The 19,131-nt window shown below is 49.1% G+C and carries 20 protein-coding genes; 16 read left to right on the top strand and 4 right to left on the bottom strand.

The window, feature by feature from the left end:
• Positions 1-22 precede the first annotated feature (22 nt).
• The 8 genes from BUA14_RS15135 (at position 23) to BUA14_RS15095 (ending at position 8,142) form a co-directional block, all read left to right on the top strand.
• Positions 23-808 (top strand): acyl-CoA dehydratase activase, encoded by a 786-nt coding sequence (locus BUA14_RS15135; protein ID WP_072773375.1) that lies wholly within the window; start codon positions 23-25, stop codon positions 806-808.
• 25 nt (positions 809-833) lie between these two features.
• Positions 834-1,064 (top strand): hypothetical protein, encoded by a 231-nt coding sequence (locus BUA14_RS15130; RefSeq protein ID WP_018211250.1) that lies wholly within the window; start codon positions 834-836, stop codon positions 1,062-1,064.
• Positions 1,065-1,136: 72 nt separating this feature from the next.
• On the top strand, positions 1,137-2,105 hold the full coding sequence (xerD, locus tag BUA14_RS15125) for a site-specific tyrosine recombinase XerD (protein ID WP_072773374.1): 969 nt from the start codon (positions 1,137-1,139) through the stop codon (positions 2,103-2,105).
• A 94-nt stretch (positions 2,106-2,199) separates the two neighbouring features.
• On the top strand, positions 2,200-3,366 hold the full coding sequence (locus BUA14_RS15120) for a phosphopentomutase (RefSeq protein WP_072773373.1): 1,167 nt from the start codon (positions 2,200-2,202) through the stop codon (positions 3,364-3,366).
• A 689-nt stretch (positions 3,367-4,055) separates the two neighbouring features.
• Positions 4,056-4,889, top strand: a complete 834-nt coding sequence (locus BUA14_RS15110) for a purine-nucleoside phosphorylase (protein WP_072773372.1) — start codon at positions 4,056-4,058, stop codon at positions 4,887-4,889.
• Positions 4,890-4,948: 59 nt separating this feature from the next.
• Positions 4,949-6,241, top strand: a complete 1,293-nt coding sequence (locus tag BUA14_RS15105; RefSeq protein ID WP_072773371.1) for a pyrimidine-nucleoside phosphorylase — start codon at positions 4,949-4,951, stop codon at positions 6,239-6,241.
• A 66-nt stretch (positions 6,242-6,307) separates the two neighbouring features.
• Positions 6,308-6,784 (top strand): CoA-binding protein, encoded by a 477-nt coding sequence (locus tag BUA14_RS15100; RefSeq protein ID WP_072773370.1) that lies wholly within the window; start codon positions 6,308-6,310, stop codon positions 6,782-6,784.
• Between the two features lie 215 nt (positions 6,785-6,999).
• Complete coding sequence (locus tag BUA14_RS15095) at positions 7,000-8,142, top strand: D-alanyl-D-alanine carboxypeptidase family protein (protein ID WP_072773369.1); 1,143 nt, start codon at positions 7,000-7,002, stop codon at positions 8,140-8,142.
• Here BUA14_RS15095 and sigF read toward each other — a convergent pair.
• Genes sigF through spoIIAA form a run of 3 tightly spaced genes read right to left on the bottom strand, consistent with a single transcriptional unit; the run spans position 8,139 to position 9,723 of the window.
• Positions 8,139-8,927: an RNA polymerase sporulation sigma factor SigF gene (gene sigF / locus BUA14_RS15090; RefSeq protein WP_072773368.1), complete on the bottom strand. Its 789-nt coding sequence runs from the start codon at positions 8,925-8,927 to the stop codon at positions 8,139-8,141. The genes BUA14_RS15095 and sigF overlap by 4 nt on opposite strands.
• Positions 8,928-8,941: 14 nt before the next feature.
• Positions 8,942-9,379, bottom strand: a complete 438-nt coding sequence (gene spoIIAB / locus BUA14_RS15085) for an anti-sigma F factor (protein ID WP_072773367.1) — start codon at positions 9,377-9,379, stop codon at positions 8,942-8,944.
• Complete coding sequence (gene spoIIAA / locus BUA14_RS15080) at positions 9,376-9,723, bottom strand: anti-sigma F factor antagonist (RefSeq protein WP_072773366.1); 348 nt, start codon at positions 9,721-9,723, stop codon at positions 9,376-9,378. The genes spoIIAB and spoIIAA overlap by 4 nt, the downstream gene beginning before the upstream one ends.
• 337 nt (positions 9,724-10,060) lie before the next feature.
• Between spoIIAA and spoVAC the strand changes: the two genes are divergently transcribed.
• From spoVAC to BUA14_RS15045, 7 genes are all read left to right on the top strand, one after another.
• Positions 10,061-10,528, top strand: a complete 468-nt coding sequence (spoVAC, locus tag BUA14_RS15075; RefSeq protein WP_072773365.1) for a stage V sporulation protein AC — start codon at positions 10,061-10,063, stop codon at positions 10,526-10,528.
• Positions 10,529-10,577: 49 nt separating this feature from the next.
• Positions 10,578-11,582, top strand: a complete 1,005-nt coding sequence (gene spoVAD, locus BUA14_RS15070) for a stage V sporulation protein AD (RefSeq protein ID WP_072773364.1) — start codon at positions 10,578-10,580, stop codon at positions 11,580-11,582.
• Between the two features lie 16 nt (positions 11,583-11,598).
• On the top strand, positions 11,599-11,961 hold the full coding sequence (spoVAE, locus tag BUA14_RS15065) for a stage V sporulation protein AE (protein ID WP_072773363.1): 363 nt from the start codon (positions 11,599-11,601) through the stop codon (positions 11,959-11,961).
• A gap of 70 nt (positions 11,962-12,031) precedes the next feature.
• A complete protein-coding gene (locus BUA14_RS15060; protein WP_072773362.1) occupies positions 12,032-13,525 on the top strand; it encodes a spore germination protein in 1,494 nt (497 codons plus the stop codon).
• A 14-nt stretch (positions 13,526-13,539) separates the two neighbouring features.
• Complete coding sequence (locus tag BUA14_RS15055; RefSeq protein ID WP_072773361.1) at positions 13,540-14,646, top strand: acyl-CoA dehydratase activase-related protein; 1,107 nt, start codon at positions 13,540-13,542, stop codon at positions 14,644-14,646.
• Positions 14,588-15,727 (top strand): CoA protein activase, encoded by a 1,140-nt coding sequence (locus BUA14_RS15050; RefSeq protein ID WP_072773360.1) that lies wholly within the window; start codon positions 14,588-14,590, stop codon positions 15,725-15,727. The genes BUA14_RS15055 and BUA14_RS15050 overlap by 59 nt, the downstream gene beginning before the upstream one ends.
• Complete coding sequence (locus tag BUA14_RS15045) at positions 15,714-16,748, top strand: acyl-CoA dehydratase activase (protein WP_072773359.1); 1,035 nt, start codon at positions 15,714-15,716, stop codon at positions 16,746-16,748. The genes BUA14_RS15050 and BUA14_RS15045 overlap by 14 nt, the downstream gene beginning before the upstream one ends.
• On the opposite strand, the gene BUA14_RS15040 is transcribed toward BUA14_RS15045, so the two are convergent.
• On the bottom strand, positions 16,725-17,120 hold the full coding sequence (locus BUA14_RS15040) for a hypothetical protein (RefSeq protein WP_072773358.1): 396 nt from the start codon (positions 17,118-17,120) through the stop codon (positions 16,725-16,727). The two genes, BUA14_RS15045 and BUA14_RS15040, sit on opposite strands and share 24 nt — an antisense overlap.
• A gap of 621 nt (positions 17,121-17,741) precedes the next feature.
• On the opposite strand from BUA14_RS15040, the gene BUA14_RS15035 reads away from it, so the two are divergent.
• Positions 17,742-19,091 (top strand): LCP family protein, encoded by a 1,350-nt coding sequence (locus BUA14_RS15035; RefSeq protein ID WP_072773357.1) that lies wholly within the window; start codon positions 17,742-17,744, stop codon positions 19,089-19,091.
• The last annotated feature ends 40 nt before the right edge of the window (positions 19,092-19,131 follow it).

The following is a 19,131-nucleotide window of genomic DNA, read 5'->3' as shown; positions in this document are numbered from 1 at the left end:
TGGCAAAGGAAAGAGGGAAGGTATGGCCAAGGTATATATTGGGGTGGATATCGGCTCCCTGACGGTGAAAGTCGTTCTTATCGATCAGGAAACTAAGATGGTCGCTTATGATACAGCCCGGGCCGGGTATAGCGGACGGGAAGTGGCGGTTCAGATGGTGGCTAAGCTGCTGGCGGAGTCAGGGCTTGGCCGGGAGGATGTGGGCGGGACGGTTGCTACCGGATACGGGAGGATTACTTTTCCCGCCGACCGGGAAGTATCGGAAATCACCTGTCAGGCCAGAGGAATTCACCACCTTTTTCCCACCGCCCGCACTATTATTGATATCGGGGGACAGGACAGCAAGGTGATTCAAATGTTGCCTAACGGAAAAGTCGTGGATTTTGCCATGAATGACAAATGCGCGGCGGGAACAGGCCGCTTTCTCGAAGTCATGGCCTCGGCTCTGGAAATTAGTCTGAATGACATAGGAAGTCTTGCGGCAACGTCTCGGAATCCCACGGCCATATCCTCCTTTTGTACGGTCTTTGCAGAATCGGAAGTGATTACGCATGTGTCGGCAGGAAAGCCGAAAGAGGATATACTGGCCGGGGTCTGTGAATCCGTGGCCAGCCGTGTAGCATCTTTAGCACAGCGGATCGGCTTAGTGCCGGATATTGTGTTTACCGGCGGGGTAGCCCGCAATCAGGGGGTGCTGGCTGCGCTCCGCCGACAATTGAGCCATCCTCTGCTGGTGTATAGTGAACCCTCGATCACTGCCGCTTTGGGAGCGGCCTTAATGGCATCAAGACAATCCCCCTCTGCATAAATTTTAGGGATTGGGGGTCGAAGTTATGCAGAGAGGTAAAAGCTGGCCGGAGTTTCTTTTCACTATCGCCCGGATCGTTATTTTAATGATGCTGCTGGCCGTCATGCTGCCCAAGCTGGTCACGGTCTGCAGCCTCTTGCTTACATCCCAAGGGGACAAAGATGAGAAGCCCAGCGGCAACCCGATGCGGGTTGAAGAGGAAGGCACGGTGTGGAGCGAATTTGTCATACAGCTTTTTCCTGATATAAAAAGATAGGGATCCGCCGGTTTAAACCCGCAGGAAAACCTTTCCCTCTTGTAGAACTTTCTAAGCGAGGGAGGGATTGCTGTGGAGGTTCAAACCGAAGCTTGGCTTAAGAAATATTTGATCTACCTTAATGTGGAACGAGGACTTTCCCCCAATACCCGAAACAGCTATGAGCGTGATTTACGGAAATTCACAGCCTTTCTTCAACAACGTGGGAAAAACATTATAGCTTGTGAGGGCAACGACCTTTTCTTATTTCTTCTTCAGGAGAAGAACCAGGGGAGGTCTGCCCGCACATTGGCACGGTACCTCGCAACCCTGCGGGGTTTCTTTGCTTTTCTCTTAGGAGAGGAGATGCGGGAAGATGATCCCACCGAATACCTGAGCACTCCGAAGCTTGAACAGCATCTGCCCCATGTTCTGTCTGAAGGGTCGATCGGCAAGCTTATGGGTGAGGGAGGAGATCGGGACAAAGAATGGCCCAAACATGACAAGAGCGGTAAAAGAGCTGGGAACGCTGACCCTGAGGGGAAAGATAAAGGACTATTGATGCGTAATATGGCCATGATTGAGGTACTCTATGGTTGTGGCTTGCGTGTCTCCGAACTGGTGGGCTTAAAGGTTTCAGATATCATCTTTGAGACGAGGACCCTGCGCTGCCGGGGCAAGGGGAACAAAGAACGGATTGTCCCCATCGGAGAATATGCCCTTGAGGTTTTGCAGGATTATCTGGAGCATGATCGGGAACACCTGAGGGGAAAACATAAAACGGAAGTCCTCTTCCTTAATTCCCGAGGTACGGCTCTGACCCGGCAAGGGGTTTGGGATATCCTCAAAAAGTGGGCACAAAACCATGGCGTTCAGGAAAATATTTATCCCCATAAATTCAGACACAGTTTTGCTACTCATCTCTTGGATCATGGAGCGGATTTACGCTCCGTCCAGGAAATGCTGGGGCATGCCGATATTGCCACGACCCAGATTTATACCCATCTTTCCCGGCAAAGGCTGTTGGAAGTATTCCGCAAAGCCCATCCCCGGGCTGATTAAGATGTGATAAAATTTAATAGGATTGATAAGTTTTAATGGATTGATAAGTTTAACGAGTTGATAAGTTTAACGAAATTAAAGGAGGAAGCGCTTTTTGAAACGAGCCATCTTGATTGTTTTAGATAGTGTGGGGATCGGTGAAATGCCCGATGCCCATGAATACGGAGATGTGGGCAGCAATACCTTAGGCAATATTGCCAAGGCCCGCGGAGGTCTTCATTTGCCTCATCTTCAGAGATTAGGTCTGGGCAATATTGCACCTATCCAAGGGGTGGACCCTGAGGCAAGCCCTCAAGGCTGTTATGGAAAAATGGCGGAAAAGTCCCCCGGCAAGGATACCACTACGGGACATTGGGAAATAGCCGGTGTGGTCCTGGAAAGGGCCTTTCCTACCTTTTCCAAGGGTTTTCCGGAGGATTTTCTCCAAGCTTTTGCGGAGCGCATCGGCCGCCAGGTCATAGGCAATGAAGTGGCTTCCGGCACAGAAATCATTCAGCGCCTGGGACAGGAGCATGTGCTGACGGGGAAACCCATCGTCTACACATCAGCAGATTCAGTGTTTCAGATCGCGGCCCATGAAGAGGTGATCCCTTTAGAGGAATTATATCGAATCTGCGGGACAGCCCGGGAAATGCTGGAGGGGGATTTAAGAGTAGGCCGAGTCATCGCCCGCCCCTTTTCAGGCGAGGAAGGAAACTTCTACCGGACTACCAATCGCCATGATTATGCCATTGAACCGCCCCACAAAATCCTCCTGGATAGGGTGCAGGAAAAAGGACTTCAGGTCATGGCTGTAGGAAAAATCAAAGACATTTACGCAGGCCATGGGGTCACAGATCATCTTGCCAGCAAGGGGAACAGGGATGGCGTGGAGAAGACCCTGGCCTTTATCAAGGAGAAGAAGCCGGGCTTGATCATGACCAATCTGGTGGATTTTGATATGCTTTACGGTCATCGCAATGATGTGGAGAACTATGCTCAGGCCCTTGAGGAGTTTGACGGGAGATTGCCGGAAATCCTCGCTTCACTTGAGGAGGAGGATATCCTCTTCATCACCGCCGACCATGGTTGTGATCCCACCACGGAAAGCACGGACCATTCCCGGGAGTATGTCCCTTTACTGGTCTATGGGAAAAAGGTTGTGCCCGGAAGGGATCTGGGAATCAGATCTTCTTTTGCCGATTTGGGGGCTACTATTGCTGAGTATTTGGGGACGGAAGAGTTAGCCAATGGGCAGAGTTTTTGGGGGGAATTGGTTTGAAGAAGGTCCGCAAGCTGGGTCTCCAGGATTTTGCTTTACATCGGTTGCTCCATAAGCTGCGCGGACAAAACTAACGCGGAAAGCACTTCGTGAAGTTTGTTTCCGCTCGCTTAAATTCGCTCCCTTTTGTAAGGCAAAATCCTTGGGCTGCTTTTTCCGTCTTTACCGACGCCGCTTGAGCGGCATGGTCGGCGAACCTAAGAAAGGCACTGAAGAAAAGAGCAGATCTAAAGGTGACCTCATAAACCGCTCACAAGAGGCGCCCACTTACAAAAACTCAAGCCTCAGAGCTCGATAAAAAACTGAAAGAGACCCGCAAGACGTAGCTTTACGTACAAAAGCGAACGGATTTAGCGGAGGGGCGGTCGGGTGAACGAGGCTTTCTTAACGTAGCGGAGCCACGGTTAACATGCAGAAAGCAGCGGGGTTTGGTGTCGAAAGTGTCCAGTGGACAGTTTCGCTCAAGGCGGCAAGCTACAAAGCATACGTATCCGCCGCAGATGCTGTTAAGAAAGCGAGTGAACCAGCCCTGGAGCTATGGAGTGAACGTTGTGCGTAAAGCTACGCGACCCGGACGATAAGGCGACACGACCTGAACGACGTTTTTCATTCTCTGTTGCTGTTGCAGCCGATATGAGCGGCTACTGTAATGCACCTATTCAAAATAAAGGCTAAAGGAGACGATCACTATGATGCGTGAGCAAGAATTTATGGACAAACTCAGCGAAACCCGGCGGTTTATTATTGAAAAAGTAAATATAGAGCCCCAAATGGGTGTTATTCTTGGCTCGGGACTGGGTGGCTTTGTGGACTTGATTGAAGATAAGGTTGTCATTCCTTATCAGGAGATCCCCAATTTCCCTGTTTCCACCGTTGAGGGACATAAAGGTCAATTGGTGTTCGGAAAAGTTCTGGGTAAGACCGTGGTGGCTATGCAAGGACGCTTTCACTTTTATGAAGGGTATTCCATGCAAAGCGTAACGTTTCCTGTTCGGGTCATGCAGGTTTTGGGAGTATCCGGGCTGATCGTGACCAATGCTGCTGGTGGGATTAACCCTGCTTACCGTCCGGGGGATCTGATTTTGATCAAGGATCATATTAATATGATGGGAGATAATCCCCTCCGTGGAGCCAATCTCAGTAACCTGGGTCCTCGTTTTCCCGATCTAAGTGAAGGGTATGATCTGGAGTGGCGGCAAAAAGCGCTCACCATAGCCCGGGAAGTGGGGATCCATCCTCAGGAAGGGATCTATGCGGCGATGAGCGGTCCCAGCTATGAAAGCCCGGCAGAAATTCGCTTCCTGCGCACTATAGGGGCTGATCTGGTGGGTATGAGTACCGTCCCTGAAGTCATCATAGCTAATCATGGCGGAATGCGGGTCCTCGGCATCTCCTGTGTTACCAACATGGCGGCCGGAATTCTTTCCCAGCGCCTCAGCCATGCCGAGGTCATGGAGACGGCCGAGCGCATTGAGAAGCAGTTTGTGCGGTTTGTGCAGGCTTTGGTTAAGGGGCTGGCCTAAGGTCTTGAGATTATAGGGAGCTTTGGCAAGCTGCCTAGGAACATACGGGGGTGGGTGCAATGCGGGTCGTTGATATAATCAACAAAAAGAAAAAAGGCGAGGCATTAACAAAAGAAGAAATAGAGTTTTTCGTACAAGGTTATGTAAAGGGGGAGGTTCCCGACTATCAAATATCCGCTCTTTACATGGCTATTTACTTCCAAGGGATGAATGATGAGGAAATCGCCGACTTAACCATGGCCTATGTGAACTCAGGAGAGACCATTGATTTATCCGGTATCGCAGGGATAAAGGTCGATAAGCATTCAACAGGGGGAGTGGGGGATAAGATCAGCCTAATTGTCATTCCCCTGGTTGCTTCTTTAGGAATCCCTGTGGCGAAAATGAGTGGCAGAGGATTAGGCCATACCGGGGGGACCATTGATAAACTTGAAGCGATCCCAGGATTCAGGACCGCTTTAAGTGCAGAGGAATTTATCGCCAATGTGAATAACCACGGCATGGCGGTAGTGGGCCAAACAGCCAATTTAACCCCTGCCGACAAACTGACTTATGCCTTAAGAGATGTGACGGGAACCGTGGATAGTATTCCTCTCATAGCCAGTTCCATCATGAGCAAAAAGATTGCCTCCGGGGCGGATGCCATAGTTCTTGATGTTAAAGTAGGTTCAGGGGCTTTCATGAAATCCCTGGCCGAAGCCAAAAAACTTGCCGAGTGCATGGTACAGATAGGCAAGTCATTAAAGAGAAGGACCATCGCCATCATCACCGATATGAATCAGCCTCTTGGTCATGAAGTGGGCAATGCCAATGAGATAAGAGAAGTTATTGATGTGTTAAGGGGCAAGGGAGCTGAAGATGAAACCGGGATTGCTTTGACAATCGCCTCCTATATGGCCATTGCCAGTGGCGGCTATCATGATTTTCGGTCAACTTATGAGGAACTTCAGCAAGTTATTAGTTCGGGTAAGGCTATAGAAAAGCTAGAAGAGCTTATCTCCAGCCAAGGAGGAAATCCCCAAGTAGTTCATGATCTGTTCCAATTACCTCAAGCAGAGTATCATATCGAAATTTTCTCCAACCAGGCAGGCTATATAAGGGCTATCGACGCTGAACAGATCGGGCTTGCGGCTATGCTGTTGGGGGCAGGAAGAAAGAAGAAGGATGATGCCATTGATTATGCGGCCGGGGTTACGCTTTTGAAGAAGGTGGGGGATTATGTTGACCTTAATGAACCTCTCTGCATTCTTCACACCAATCTTGATCATGTAGAAACGGATATCTTAAAAGCCTATGCATTTCAGGAGAGCGTACCTAACGTGACAGCAACTATTCATGAAGTGGTAAGCTAATCTGGGAGTCATAAGATGAGCAGTTTTCACGTAATCTTTAGTACCTGAAGTTAGGGGTGACTACGGATGCGTGAAAAAAAAGTGTTTTCCCTGGCCGGGGAAACGACAACAGCTCATCGTTATGCTGTGGTAGGTAATGCCGATCGCTTTCTGAAACATAAGCATGCTTATAAAGTCTGGAGGCTCTTAAAGCAATTTGGCTGTGTGGTTCATCCTGTGGCTGAGGATTTACAGCGTTTGGAAGGCTTTAAAGTCTATGCAGGGCTGGCAGCTTTGCAGGATAAAGTGGATGTGGTGGTCCCCTGCTTAAAATCGGAATCGATTCCGAATATTATCAGTCAGGCTCAGGAATGTGGGGCTCAATTCGTTTGGTTTCAAGAGCGCAATTGGACAGAAGAATTTCAGGAACAAGCAGATGTCGCCGGAATTCAGGTAATTCGGGGATGCCTCCTGAAGCACAAAATTTATCCGAAGCCTTTTGCTTATCTTCATCCCTGTTATTGGCATGGATTGAAATCACCAAAGGCTCCCAAGAGGCGTTAGCGGCGCGAACAGGGAGAACAACTAAAAAAGAAAAGAAGTAGCCACGACTTGGTAACAGCACTAAGTTGTAGCTACTTCTTTTCTTTTTAGTTATGTTAAATCAGCAATGCTCAAACTCCTTTAACGAGAGTTGATATGTTTAAGTTGCCTTTCGATATAATTTATTTTTCTGGGGATAATAGAATAAATATGTTTCGTAAGGGGGCTAAAAACGAATGCGTAAAACATTATCTTGGATTTTTGCTTTGGCGTTATTCATTGGCAATCTGGCCGTTCCCCATCAGGCCTATGGTGCCGTATTGGAGACCGAGGCAGCGAGTGCGATTCTTATGGATGCTAAGTCCGGTCAAATACTTTTTGAAAAAGAGATCCATAAAGAACTGCCGCCGGCCAGTGTGACCAAGCTGATGACTCTGCTAGTGGCCGCGGAGGCGGTGGAATCGGGACGAGTAAGTCTCACCGATAAAGTGACCGCCAGTGAAGGCGCCAGCAGTTTAGGCGGTTCGCAAATCTATCTGGAGCCGGGGGAAACCTTTTCTCTGGAAGAAATGCTGATTTCGATCGCGGTGGGCTCGGCTAATGATGCTTGTTATGCTGTAGGAGAACATATCAGCGGCACTCATGAGGCCTTTGTGGAAGAGATGAATAAGAAGGCCAAGGAGATCGGTGCCAATCATACCCATTTTGTGAATGCCTATGGTTTACCGGCACAAGGACACTATACCAGTGCCTATGATCTGGCCCTGATGGGTCGTGAAGCTTTAAAGTATCCTCTGGTCCGCAAATTGACAAGTATGAAGGAGTATGATTTGCGCGGGGGCAAATTCAAACTTTGGAATACCAATAAACTGCTGTGGTGGTATGAGGGAGCCGATGGCTTTAAAACCGGTTGGACCAGTGAAGCGAATTATTGTCTTGCCTCCACCGCCGAGCGGGATGGGCTGCGCCTGATTGCAGTGGTCATGGGAGTTCCCCAGGTCAGGGGACATTTTACGGAATCCATGAAGCTGTACAATTATGGCTTTGCCAACTATGCCTATAAAGAATATGCTCCCGTCGGTCAGAAACAAGGAGTGATTAAGGTCCGCAAGGGCATGGAGGACGATCTGGTAGCTGTTACGGAAAAAGCCCTGGGAGTCACTGTGTCGAAAGGAAACGACAAAAACATCTGGGCCGAGACGAAGCTCAACCCAGATGTGGAAGCGCCTGTGAAAGCGGGTCAAAAGGTGGGGGAAATCCTTCTCTATCGCGATAATGAAATGATGGCCTCCGTTAATCTGGTGGCTGAAAAGGATATTGAGAAAGCAGGGATTGGCAAGCAAATTCTCCGTACTTTCGAAGGGGTATTTGGATTCTAATCATCCTGAGGTTCCGGTTCATGGAGATATTGACGAATACGGTGCAGAGCAGCCCGCTCGATCCTTGAGATTTGAACTTGGGAGAGGCTAAGGAGGGCCGCGATCTCGCTTTGGGTCTTATCTTCATAAAAACGCATCATCAAAACTCGTTTTTCCCGTTCAGGGAGTTTGTCCAGAACCTCTTTCAGAGCAATCTTTTCAAACCAACCGGCCTCCAAATCCTTCTCCATAGGAAGTTGATCCAAAATATAGATGGGATCGGAGTCATCTTGATAGAGGGTATCATGAATGGAAGTGGGACTTTGGACCGCTTCTAAGGCGGATACAATATCTTCTCGATCGACTCCGATATTTTCTGCGATTTCGCCGATGGTAGGGTCCCGGCCCAAGGTTGCCGACAGGCTTTCCCGGGCCTTATTAACTTTGTACACCAGCTCTTTGTAGGAGCGGGGGACCTTAACAGGATGATCGTCCCGCAGGAAACGGCGGATCTCCCCGATAATCATCGGGACTGCATAGGTGGAGAATTTTACACCATAAGTAAAGTCAAATTTGTCGATAGCCTTGATCAGGCCGATGGTGCCGATTTGAAAGAGATCCTCCAGCTCATACCCGCGGTGGGAAAAGCGTTGGACAAGATTGAAGATCAGCTTAAGATTGCAGTTAATCAACCGCTCTCTGGCTTCAACATCACCGTTTTGGGCACGATGGAGCAAATCCATCATCTCTTCGTCTGATAGAAGAGGGAAGCGGGGAAGGTTCATTTCCGTTAGTCTTTGAATCATAATTCTATCCCCCCCTAATGCGTGGAGGGCTGGATATTGTCAAGTTCTTTAATCATTGTGACAGTGGTACCTTGATTGACTGCTGACTCCACCTGGAGATCATCCATGAAGGATTGCATGAAGACAAATCCCAGCCCCATGCGCTCAGGATCCGTGCTGAAGGCCGGCTGCATGGCTTGTTCTACGTCGGGTATTCCACATCCCTCATCCTTGACAATGATTTTTAAGGCTTCGGGATTTTGTTCAATGATTAATTGAACCAGCCTGTCCGGATGATTGGCATAACCATGAATAATTGCATTGGAAACCGCTTCACTGACGACGACCTTAAGTTCCTCAATATCGTTGAGTGAAAGGTCCAGTTGGGCCCCGACGGAGGCAATCAGCATCCGGGCGATCCCCACATTCTCGCCCAGACTGGAGAACTTAAGATCTAAAAGGTTTCTTTTCATACAGTTTTTCCCTTCCTTCCATCTTCCTGGTTCAGCATATCTTCGAATTGAATGATACGTGGGAGACCGGATAATTCCATGATCTTATAGATATGGGGAGGTACCCGGGTGATGATGACTTTCCCCCCCATGGGGAGAAGCTTCTTGTAACGCCCAAGAATAACGCCCAGCCCCGAACTGTCGATAAAGCTGATATCCTCCAGATTAAGTACGACGGTTCGCACTCCACGACGTTCAATCTCACTATCTATGGTCTGGCGTAGACTTTCAGAGGTATTCATGTCAAGTTCTCCCTTTAAAGTCAAGAGCAAGGTCTGACGCTCCAGTTTTTTGTCAATAAGCAATGGTGTTCCCCCCTATTGAGTCTTCTCAAAGTTCAATTCGACGACATCCATAATTTTCCTGCTAAAGTGTAAAAATATTTATAATCAAGAAAACCCGGCTTCGCCAGGTCGACACTGTCGACCCACTTGTTGCTTTAAACCCATACTCATAAAAGAGGCGAAGTCGCTGGTTACCCTTATGCTTGGAAAGTATAGTGCGCAAGCTTATACTTTCTGATAGTGCAAGAAGAATATGGTAGTTGATTCGGGGAACCGCATAAAAAGGGAATTCCAGATTCATACTATGTGTTAGCACTATTGACAAGGATTAACAGGCATAACGAAAGGAGTGATTTCCTTGGCTGACCAAAAACTGCGACCACCAACTCTTAATGTGACTCCTGAGGAGTACAAAGAACTCACACAATCCATGACTCCAAAGCCTACGATTATGAAGAATATCATCCGGGCTTTCCTGGTAGGTGGAATCATTTGCGCTTTCGGACAAATTGTCATTAATTTTTTAGTCCAAATGGGGTTGCCCAAAGATGACGCCTCAACGGCGGCGACAGCCTTCCTGATCCTCTTGGGGGCGCTTCTCACCGGGTTGGGTATCTATGATGAAATCGGCAAATTTGCCGGGGCCGGATCCATCGTCCCGGTCACGGGATTTGCCAACTCCATAGTATCCCCGGCCTTGGAGTTTAAACGGGAAGGTTATGTGATGGGTGTCGGTGCCAAATTATTTACCGTAGCGGGGCCGGTATTGGTTTACGGGATTGCGGCTTCGATTGCTATAGGGCTCATCACCTATTTCCTGCGCTGATCAAGCATCCTTAGTATGAAAAGTAAATGAAACGGGGGATGAAAAAGAAATGAACCTAAAACGTATAGGCAATCAAACGGTGGTTTTCTCGAATCCGTCCGTAATTCTCTCCTCTTATTCCGTAGTTGGCCCTATGGAGGGTCAAGGTCCCTTGGGCAAGACCTTCAATAAGGTGTGGAAAGATAATATCAATGGCAATACATCCTGGGAAGTTGCGGAAACCAAAATGTTGGAGGAAGCCATGGAAGGGGCTGTAAAGCAATCCCAAATCAAGAAAGATGAGATCGATTACCTTTTGGCCGGGGATTTGCTGAATCAGATCATTTCTGCGAATTTTGCTGCCCGCACTATGGGCATCCCTTTCATCGGCCTCTACGGGGCCTGTTCCACCATGGCCTTGAGCATGTCGGTGGGAACCATGCTCATTGACGGGGGATTTGCCCGCAAGGTGCTGGTGGGAGTATCCAGCCATCATGATACAGCCGAACGCCAGTATCGTTTGCCTACGGAGCAGGGTGGCCAACGGGCTATGAGTGCTCAATGGACGGTGACCGGGGCAGGCAGTCTCGTCCTTGGTCAGAGCGGAGAGGGACCGCGGATTACTGCTGCCACCATCGGCAGGATTGTGGATTTTGGGGAAACAGATGCCAATAATATGGGAGCCGCCATGGCTCCGGCTGTAGCTGATACGGTTATCAATCATTTTCAGGATATGAATCGGACACCGGAGGACTATGATCTGATTATCTCCGGTGATTTAGGCAATGTAGGATTAAATCTTACTCAAGAAGTACTGAAAAAGTCGGGGCTCCATTTTCGGAATTTCTCGGACTGTGGCGTATTGATTTATGACAAAAGTCAGGACGCTCATGCCGGAGCCAGTGGCTGCGGCTGCTCGGCAGTGGTCTTCGCCGGACATCTGATGGAAAAGATCAAATCCGGTCAGTATAAAAGAATCCTTCTCGTCGGGAGCGGGGCCTTACACAGCCCTACTTCCAGCCTGCAGGGAGAGTCCATTCCGGGAATAGGGCATGCTGTAGTCATCGAGGCTTGATAAAGGAGGAAAAGCAATGTTTGAGCAGATTATTCCAGCGTTTGTGGTAGGCGGCCTGATTTGCGTAGTTGGTCAGCTGCTTATGGATTTAACGAAACCCACGTTCACTCCGGCTCATGTGTTGGTAACCTTTGTCACCGGAGGAGCTGTTTTGGGTGCACTTGGTGTCTATGGACCCTTAGTGAAATTTGCCGGAGCCGGAGCCTCGGTCCCTCTGTCAGGATTCGGTTATTCCCTGGCTAAAGGAGCCATAGAGGCTGTGGGAGAAAAAGGCCTGATCGGAGCTTTTTCAGGCGGGGTAGAGGCGGGAGCCGTAGGGATTGCAGCGGCAGTCTTTTTTGGCTATTTGGTTTCCATAACCTTTAACCCCAAGGGCTAAGCCGGTGAATGAAGCTTGAGCGTTGAGCGCGATTAAAGGATGAACGGGAAGTGTGTCTGGAGGCGGTAGTTTGGATAATTCAAGTGAAAGCAATGTTAAGGTCAGTAAACATTACCAAAAGAATCTGGACTATCTTAATCGGGAACTGGGGGTTCCCGATAATTTTGATATCGTCCTGCGGGAAATGACCATTGGTGGAAAGAAAATAGCCATTTACTCTGTGAATGGTATGGTGGATACCCAGGTTGTCAGTATCATCCTCGACGCTCTTGTGGAGCTTGAGCGGGCGGATCTCGTGGTGAATGCCCTGCAGACTCTGGTGAAAGGCCGTATCGTCGGCCTGCAGGTATCTGAAGTGGACACCATGGATAAAATCCTCTATTTCATTTTGTCCGGCCCCATGGCTCTATTTGTCGAAGGCCAGGAAAAAGCAATCATTGTCGATGCCCGCAGTTTTCCGGCCCGCTCTCCCAGTGAGCCGGATATTGAGCGGGTTACCCGGGGAGCCAGGGATGGCTTTACGGAGACCTTAGCCTTTAATACGGCCCTCATACGCCGCCGTTTGCGGGATCCTAAACTCAGGATGAAATTAATGCAGGTAGGGAGACGGTCCAAAACCGATGTCTGTGTAGCCTATATTGAAGATATAACCAACGATGATTTAGTCAAGGAGATATCTGAAGAGATTCAGAAGATCAAGATCGACGGTATTCCTATGGCGGAAAAAAGTGTGGAGGAATTTATTCTCGGCAGCAAGATTTGGAATCCCTATCCCCGGGTGCGCTATACGGAACGGCCGGATGTGGCAGCCGTTCACTTGCTGGAAGGCCATGTGGTGGTCTTGGTAGATACTTCTCCTTCGGTGATGATTGCTCCGGCTACCTTTTGGTCCCATACTCAGCACGCGGAAGAGTATCGTCAGGAACCCATCGTCGGCGCCTATTTGCGCTGGGTTCGCTTTATGGGGATTTTTGCCGCTCTTTTCCTCTTGCCTCTGTGGCTGGCCTGTGCCTTAAATCCTCACCTCCTTCCCGAATGGCTGCAATTTTTGGGCGTTCAAGAAGTAGGGAAGATCGGGTTGATTCCCCAGGTGTTTCTTGCGGAATTTGGGGTGGATTTAGTCCGCATGGCTGCCATTCACACGCCGGGACCTTTGACTGTAGCTCTGGGTTTAATTGCTACCTTTATGATCGGTGATGTGGCCATCAAGGTTGGGCTTTTTGCCCAAGAAATTATTGTTTACATTGCCATTGTCACAGTAGGTACCTTTGCTACACCCAGTTATGAGCTCGCCCAGGCCAACCGCCTGGCACGGCTGTTCCTTTTGCTCATGGTAGCCCTCAATAATTTCATCGGTTTGGCCATCGGGGTCCTGATCTTGTTCTTCCTGCTGTGGAGGACGAAATCCTTCGGTGTTCCTTATTTATGGCCATTATTGCCTTTGGATATAAAAGCCTTGGGTACCGTTCTGGTGCGGTCTCCTCTCCCCATAAAGAATAAGCGGCCCAGTATTCTCAAGCCGAAAGATACCATACGTCAGCCCCAAGGGCATGATGAAAAATAACTAAGGAGGATACTATGCGATTAGGGTTTCCACGGGCTTTGATGTACTATGAATACTACCCTTTCTGGGCAGGTTTTTTTTATAAATTAGGAATCGAGCTGGTTACTTCGCCGCTAACCAATCGGGAGATTATGGAGAGTGGCCTTAAAAAGGCTCCTGATGAAACCTGTTTGCCGGTGAAGATTCTGGTGGGGCATCTCACCGTTTTAAGTGATGTGGATGGAATTTTTCTTCCCCGTTTGGTGAGCATGGAAAAAGATACCTATCTCTGTCCTAAAATTCTCGGGCTTCCGGAGAGTGTTCTCGATGCTCTTCCGGCAGGCGTACAGCTCTACACCGTAGATATCAACTGGCGGGAAGGGAAGAGAGAGGTTTTGAAACAGCTGATGGCCTTCGGAGGGACGATCGGGCATGCCAAAGGCCGGATCAGGGAAGCCTTTGCTGAAGCGCAGCGTTGGCAGAAAGCCTACCAAAGAATGCGTCATAGCGGCTGGTCCTTTACCGAAAGTATGCAATGCTTTGAGGCCTTAGCAGAACCTATGAAGTTAAAGGATTTGGGATTTAAGCAAGTGGGACGCCACCAAAAGCCTGAGGAATTTGAAGACGGGTGGCTGCTGGACCAGGTCGCCCGATCCGGGTGCCAGGAGAAGGGGCCCAAGATTGCCCTGGTGGGGCATAGTTATCTGACTTATGAATCCTATGCCACTATGAACTTGTTGCAGCGGCTTCGTGAAAAGGCCCAGGTCGTGGTAGTGGAGAACGTAGGCCCATCTCCTGTTGAAGAGCAGCATAGCAAACTCCAGAAAAAAATCTTTTGGAGCCATGCCAAAAAGATCTTCGGGGCGGGTTCTGTCTATGTGGAGGATCCGGAAATCGAGGGTTTGATTTATTTATCCTGTTTCGGCTGCGGAACGGATTCCATGACTAACGATCTACTTGCCCGCCGTGCCCGCCAGAACCAAAAACCCTATTTAGTGCTTACTTTAGATGAACATAGTGGCGAGGCAGGGGTGGTCACCCGGATCGAAGCCTTTCTCGACATGCTGGAAAGGAGGAGGGATTATGAAAGTCACCTTTCCTCATATGGGGAACGCTTGGATCGTGATTCAAGCCTTACTTGAGAGCTTGGCTGTGGACTATGTGGTGCCACCGCCCAACAGCAAAGAGACCCTAAACATAGGGACCCAGCTGGCTCCCGAATCCTTCTGCCTTCCTCTTAAACTGAATCTGGGGAATTTTGTCCAGGCTGCGGCCCAAGGAGCGGATACGGCCCTGATCACAGGGGGAATCGGCCCTTGCCGTTTTGGCTATTATGGCGAAATGGAAAGGGAGATTTTACAGGAAGCAGGATATCCCTTTGATGTCATCACTTTGGAGCCTCCTGATGGCAGTCTGTTGGGGCTGGCTGAGCGGATCCGCAAGCTGGCCGGTAAAAGGAACACCTGGAACCGCATTCTTAAAGCCATGCTTTTCGCTTACCGAAAAAGTGTGGTCCTGGATCAGATCGAAGATAGGTTCCATGGTTTTCGTCCCCTTGTTAAAGATGCCAAGCTGGCTGATCACCTTTATGAAGAAGCTAAAGGACGGCTGGTTCAGGCTATGACGGATCAAGGGATGAAGGATGTTCTGCAATGGCTTAAGGAAGAGATGGAGCAAAAGCTGGGGAGCAGTACCGGTTACGAGGGAGAAGAGCTGCTGAAAATCGGGGTAGTCGGTGAAATATATACCATATTGGAGCCCTTTATTTCCATGGATGTGGAGAAGGAATTGGGCAATCTGGGAGCGGTAGTGGAGCGTTCCATCTATCTGTCGGGGTGGGTGGGCCAGCATGTTTTCCGCGGCTTGGCCCAAGGCTACCGTCCCCTGAAATCCTATTATCCTTTGGCCAAACCTTATTTAGGTCGTTTTGTCGGGGGCCATGCCCAGGAAACTATCGGCGCCGCCATCCAGTTCGCCCAGGAGGGCTATGATGGAGTTGTTCAGCTCTTGCCCCTGGGCTGTATGCCGGAGATTGTAGCCTCCAGCATTCTGCCCAAGGTTCAAGGGGATTATGGCATACCCATTATGACCTTGACCGTGGACGAACATACAGGAAAAGCCGGAGTGCAAACCCGGATTGAAGCGTTTGTGGATTTGTTGGAGCGGTCCCGTCTGAAGAGAAGAGTGAACAGCGAGGGAGTGTTGGATCTTGCCGGTAAGTAAATATTTTCTGGGAGTCGATGTAGGTTCGGTCAGTACCAATATCGTGCTCCTCGATGAAGATGGAACCATAGCCCAGACCATGTATTTGCGGACCCAAGGCCGCCCTATGCAGACGATTCAGGAGGGAATGCGGGAGCTGCGTGCCTGTATTGGCTCGGCTGCGGAGATCAAGGGAGTGGGAACCACGGGCAGCGCCCGTCAGTTAGCGGCTACTCTGTTAGGGGCCGATGTGGTGAAAAATGAAATCACGGCCCATGCTGTAGCTGCTTCCCGGATGAATGCCAAAGTCCAAACCATTTTAGAAATCGGCGGACAGGATTCTAAAATCATCATCCTGCGCAATGGGGTTGTGGTGGACTTTGCTATGAATACGGTCTGTGCAGCAGGAACCGGGTCGTTTTTGGATCAGCAGGCGTCACGTTTAGGGATTCCCATCGAAGAATTTGGGGTGTTGGCCTTAAAAGCTCAACATCCTGTACGCATCGCCGGGCGGTGTTCCGTTTTTGCGGAGTCGGATATGATTCATAAACAGCAATTAGGTCATCCTCTCCCGGATATTATCGCCGGGCTATGCCAGGCCATGGTGCGCAACTATCTCAATAATGTAGGGAAAAACAAAGAGATCCTGGGGCCGGTATTTTTCCAGGGTGGGGTGGCGGCCAATCCGGGGATTCGCCAAGCCTTTGAAGAAGAACTGAGCCAAGAGGTCATTGTTCCTGAGCATTTTTCAGTCATGGGAGCCTTGGGCGCTGCTTTCCTGGCTCAAGAACGCTTCCTGAACAAAAAGAGTCCGGCTACGAACTTCCGGGGTTTGAAGATGGCTGAAAGCCAGTTTCAAGCGCGGAGCTTTGATTGCAAAGGCTGCAGCAATCACTGCGAGGTGGTGGAGATCAGGCAAGAGGATAAGGTGCTGACCCGTTGGGGAGATCGGTGTGGGAAATGGTCTGTTGCGGATGTGGAGCCTATAGAAATAGCTGAGGTAAGGGACCAACAGAACTTAGCGTCTGGGTCTCACAAATAGGAGATCCAGAGCAACCAGAATTAAGATAGCGATCAGAATGGTCGCCAGGCCCCGGTCAGGAATGATAATTCTTGGCTCACCCCAGCCATAGGTTAGGGTGTTGGGGTAAGCGGGGGCAGGGGGCTGTACAGGAGGTTGGGCCGGAGCGGGCATGGGATAGGAATAAGAATAAGAATAAGAAGGAAGAGAAGGCCGCCCATAAGATAGATGGGCATTGCCATAAGGATAGATGCACTGAGGATAGGTGTATTGTGGATAGGGATTTGGATAGGTGGAATACGCCCCTGGATGCCCATAGGGATAAGGGGAACTGGGATAATAATTTCCTGAGTAGTCATAAGATCCCCGTGAACCGAACAGAGAGGAGTTCATAGGCTACCTCCATTCAAACCGATTTAAGTGGGGTCAGCCGAATTAGAGAGAGTGGCTTGTGCTGGGATAAGAAAACCATGCCCAAGCCTTTTTCACGTCACACATGTTTAAGCCTTATTCTGAATGAACATAATTAAAAGAGATGAAAATGACAAGGTTTTGACATGGTATTATATTCCAAATTTTTGCTGTTTGCTACTCGGCCGAAGGTTGACGCTCCAGGATTTTGCTTTACTGCCGGTCACTCAATAAGCTGCACGGACAAAACTAATGCGAAAGGCTCTCCGCTCCGAAAGGTCCACCTGCGCCGCTAAGTCATTCTCTATAGCTTGGCGGCTTGGGCGAAACCCTCGCCCGGGTTTCGTGACTAAATCAGCTCCTTAAAAGCACTGTTTTCGCACTTGTTCTCATAGCCGGCTGGAAACGTCCTGTTTCCAACCTTTCTCCGCTGCGTGCTTTTCGCGAAGTTTTGTTTCCGCTCGCTTAAATTCGCTTCCTGCTGTAAAGCTAGGCGACCCGAGATTTTTTTAAAGCAAAAAAAATTTTCTCCAGGGTGTATAATGCCTTGCAAATTGTTTGATGCTATGGGAGGGAATTTTTATGGATATGGAGTGAGGAAAGATGGACAAAAAGAATCTCAGGAATCGACTGATTCACTTCATTCATACTTATGGATTTAATGCTGTTCTGGGCTTTGGCCTGGGGATTGTCATTGTGTTTGCTGTGTTTTTGTTTTCGGGGAGACAGGATCTTTTTGGCCAGGAAGCACGCAGCAGGAACATGATCCAAACCACTTCCCAGGAGGAGAATATAGCTCAGAATCAAGACTCCTCCGGCCCCGGTGAAGCAGGAAATTTAAAAAACACAGCGGACGAAGCATTGCCTGAGAATACTCTAAGCAATGAAATCTCCAGTGAACTTGCCCTGAAGGACCGGGTTACAGTGCTGCTTATTGGTATGGATAACCGTCCCGGAGAAGCGCTCAGCAATACGGATACTCTGATGGTGGCCAGCTTGGATCAAAAGAGCAAAAAAATGGTGTTGCTTTCTGTTCCCCGGGATACTCAGGTTATTCTTAATCAAAAAAAAGAAAAGGTCAATGCCATAGCGCGTTTGCAAAAGGGAGCAATCTCAACCCAACAGTATCTGCAGGAGCTGCTGGGGACCCCCATTGACGGCTATGTCTTAACCAATTTCCAAGGATTTAAAAATATTGTGGATGGCCTGGGCGGAATTACTATTGATGTGGAAAAAGATATGTACTACGATACGGGAGAGGCCCAGGACCGTTTTATCAATCTTAAAAAAGGTATCCAACGTCTCAATGGCACCCAGGCCTTGCAATATGCCCGTTTTCGTAATGATGAACTGGCGGATATTACCCGAACTTCCCGGCAGCAGGAAGTGATGAAAGCCATTGTAGCTGAAGCCACGACACCCCGGAATATTCCCAAGCTTCCCATCATCATCCCTAAGGTCTATCAGGCCATAGATACCAATCTCAATCTGGGGCAAATCTGGGCCTTAGCCATGGCCTTTAAAAATAAAGATACCTATGAAGTGATCAATCAAACTCTTCCGGGTCAATTTTCGGATGAAGAGGGAATCAGCTATTGGAAGGTCAACCCGAAGGAGACCAAGGTCATTCTGAACCGGCTTTTCCAGGGTAAAACCTCCCCAATTTTTGAAACGATCCAAAAGGTTCATGTGCCTGCCCAACCTCCGGCAAGCAAAGAAACCAAGCCTGAGAGCGAACCAGACGATGTGAAGGAGAAGGTTCAGGATGGGGATAAAGGGTCGATAACCGTTGAAGTTCTGACCACCGAAGTCAAAGAATCAGAAACACAACCCCAAACAACAAAGGAAAAACCTGCCAAAGCCGAACTTACGGAACAGCTTAAGCAAGATCCCTCTAAAGGGAAGGGGTCACAGACCCGGGATGGGGAGATAACCTTCGAAGTCCTTGACTAAGTAGTCCTTGAATAAGCCTTTGAATAAGAAGAAGTACCTT

Origin of the sequence: Desulfitobacterium chlororespirans DSM 11544, assembly GCF_900143285.1 — a bacterium.
Classification (GTDB): domain Bacteria; phylum Bacillota; class Desulfitobacteriia; order Desulfitobacteriales; family Desulfitobacteriaceae; genus Desulfitobacterium; species Desulfitobacterium chlororespirans.
This window is presented reverse-complemented; position numbering and strand designations above follow the sequence as displayed.

Coding starts and splice junctions, on each gene's coding strand:
- BUA14_RS15135 (WP_072773375.1), top strand. CDS start 23: ATGGCCAAGGTATATATTGGGGTGGATATCGGCTCCCTGACGGTGAAA.
- BUA14_RS15130 (WP_018211250.1), top strand. CDS start 834: ATGCAGAGAGGTAAAAGCTGGCCGGAGTTTCTTTTCACTATCGCCCGG.
- BUA14_RS15110 (WP_072773372.1), top strand. CDS start 4,056: ATGATGCGTGAGCAAGAATTTATGGACAAACTCAGCGAAACCCGGCGG.
- BUA14_RS15105 (WP_072773371.1), top strand. CDS start 4,949: ATGCGGGTCGTTGATATAATCAACAAAAAGAAAAAAGGCGAGGCATTA.
- BUA14_RS15100 (WP_072773370.1), top strand. CDS start 6,308: ATGCGTGAAAAAAAAGTGTTTTCCCTGGCCGGGGAAACGACAACAGCT.
- BUA14_RS15095 (WP_072773369.1), top strand. CDS start 7,000: ATGCGTAAAACATTATCTTGGATTTTTGCTTTGGCGTTATTCATTGGC.
- sigF (WP_072773368.1), bottom strand. CDS start 8,927: ATGATTCAAAGACTAACGGAAATGAACCTTCCCCGCTTCCCTCTTCTA.
- spoIIAB (WP_072773367.1), bottom strand. CDS start 9,379: ATGAAAAGAAACCTTTTAGATCTTAAGTTCTCCAGTCTGGGCGAGAAT.
- spoVAD (WP_072773364.1), top strand. CDS start 10,578: ATGAACCTAAAACGTATAGGCAATCAAACGGTGGTTTTCTCGAATCCG.
- spoVAE (WP_072773363.1), top strand. CDS start 11,599: ATGTTTGAGCAGATTATTCCAGCGTTTGTGGTAGGCGGCCTGATTTGC.
- BUA14_RS15055 (WP_072773361.1), top strand. CDS start 13,540: ATGCGATTAGGGTTTCCACGGGCTTTGATGTACTATGAATACTACCCT.
- BUA14_RS15050 (WP_072773360.1), top strand. CDS start 14,588: ATGAAAGTCACCTTTCCTCATATGGGGAACGCTTGGATCGTGATTCAA.
- BUA14_RS15040 (WP_072773358.1), bottom strand. CDS start 17,120: ATGAACTCCTCTCTGTTCGGTTCACGGGGATCTTATGACTACTCAGGA.
- BUA14_RS15035 (WP_072773357.1), top strand. CDS start 17,742: ATGGACAAAAAGAATCTCAGGAATCGACTGATTCACTTCATTCATACT.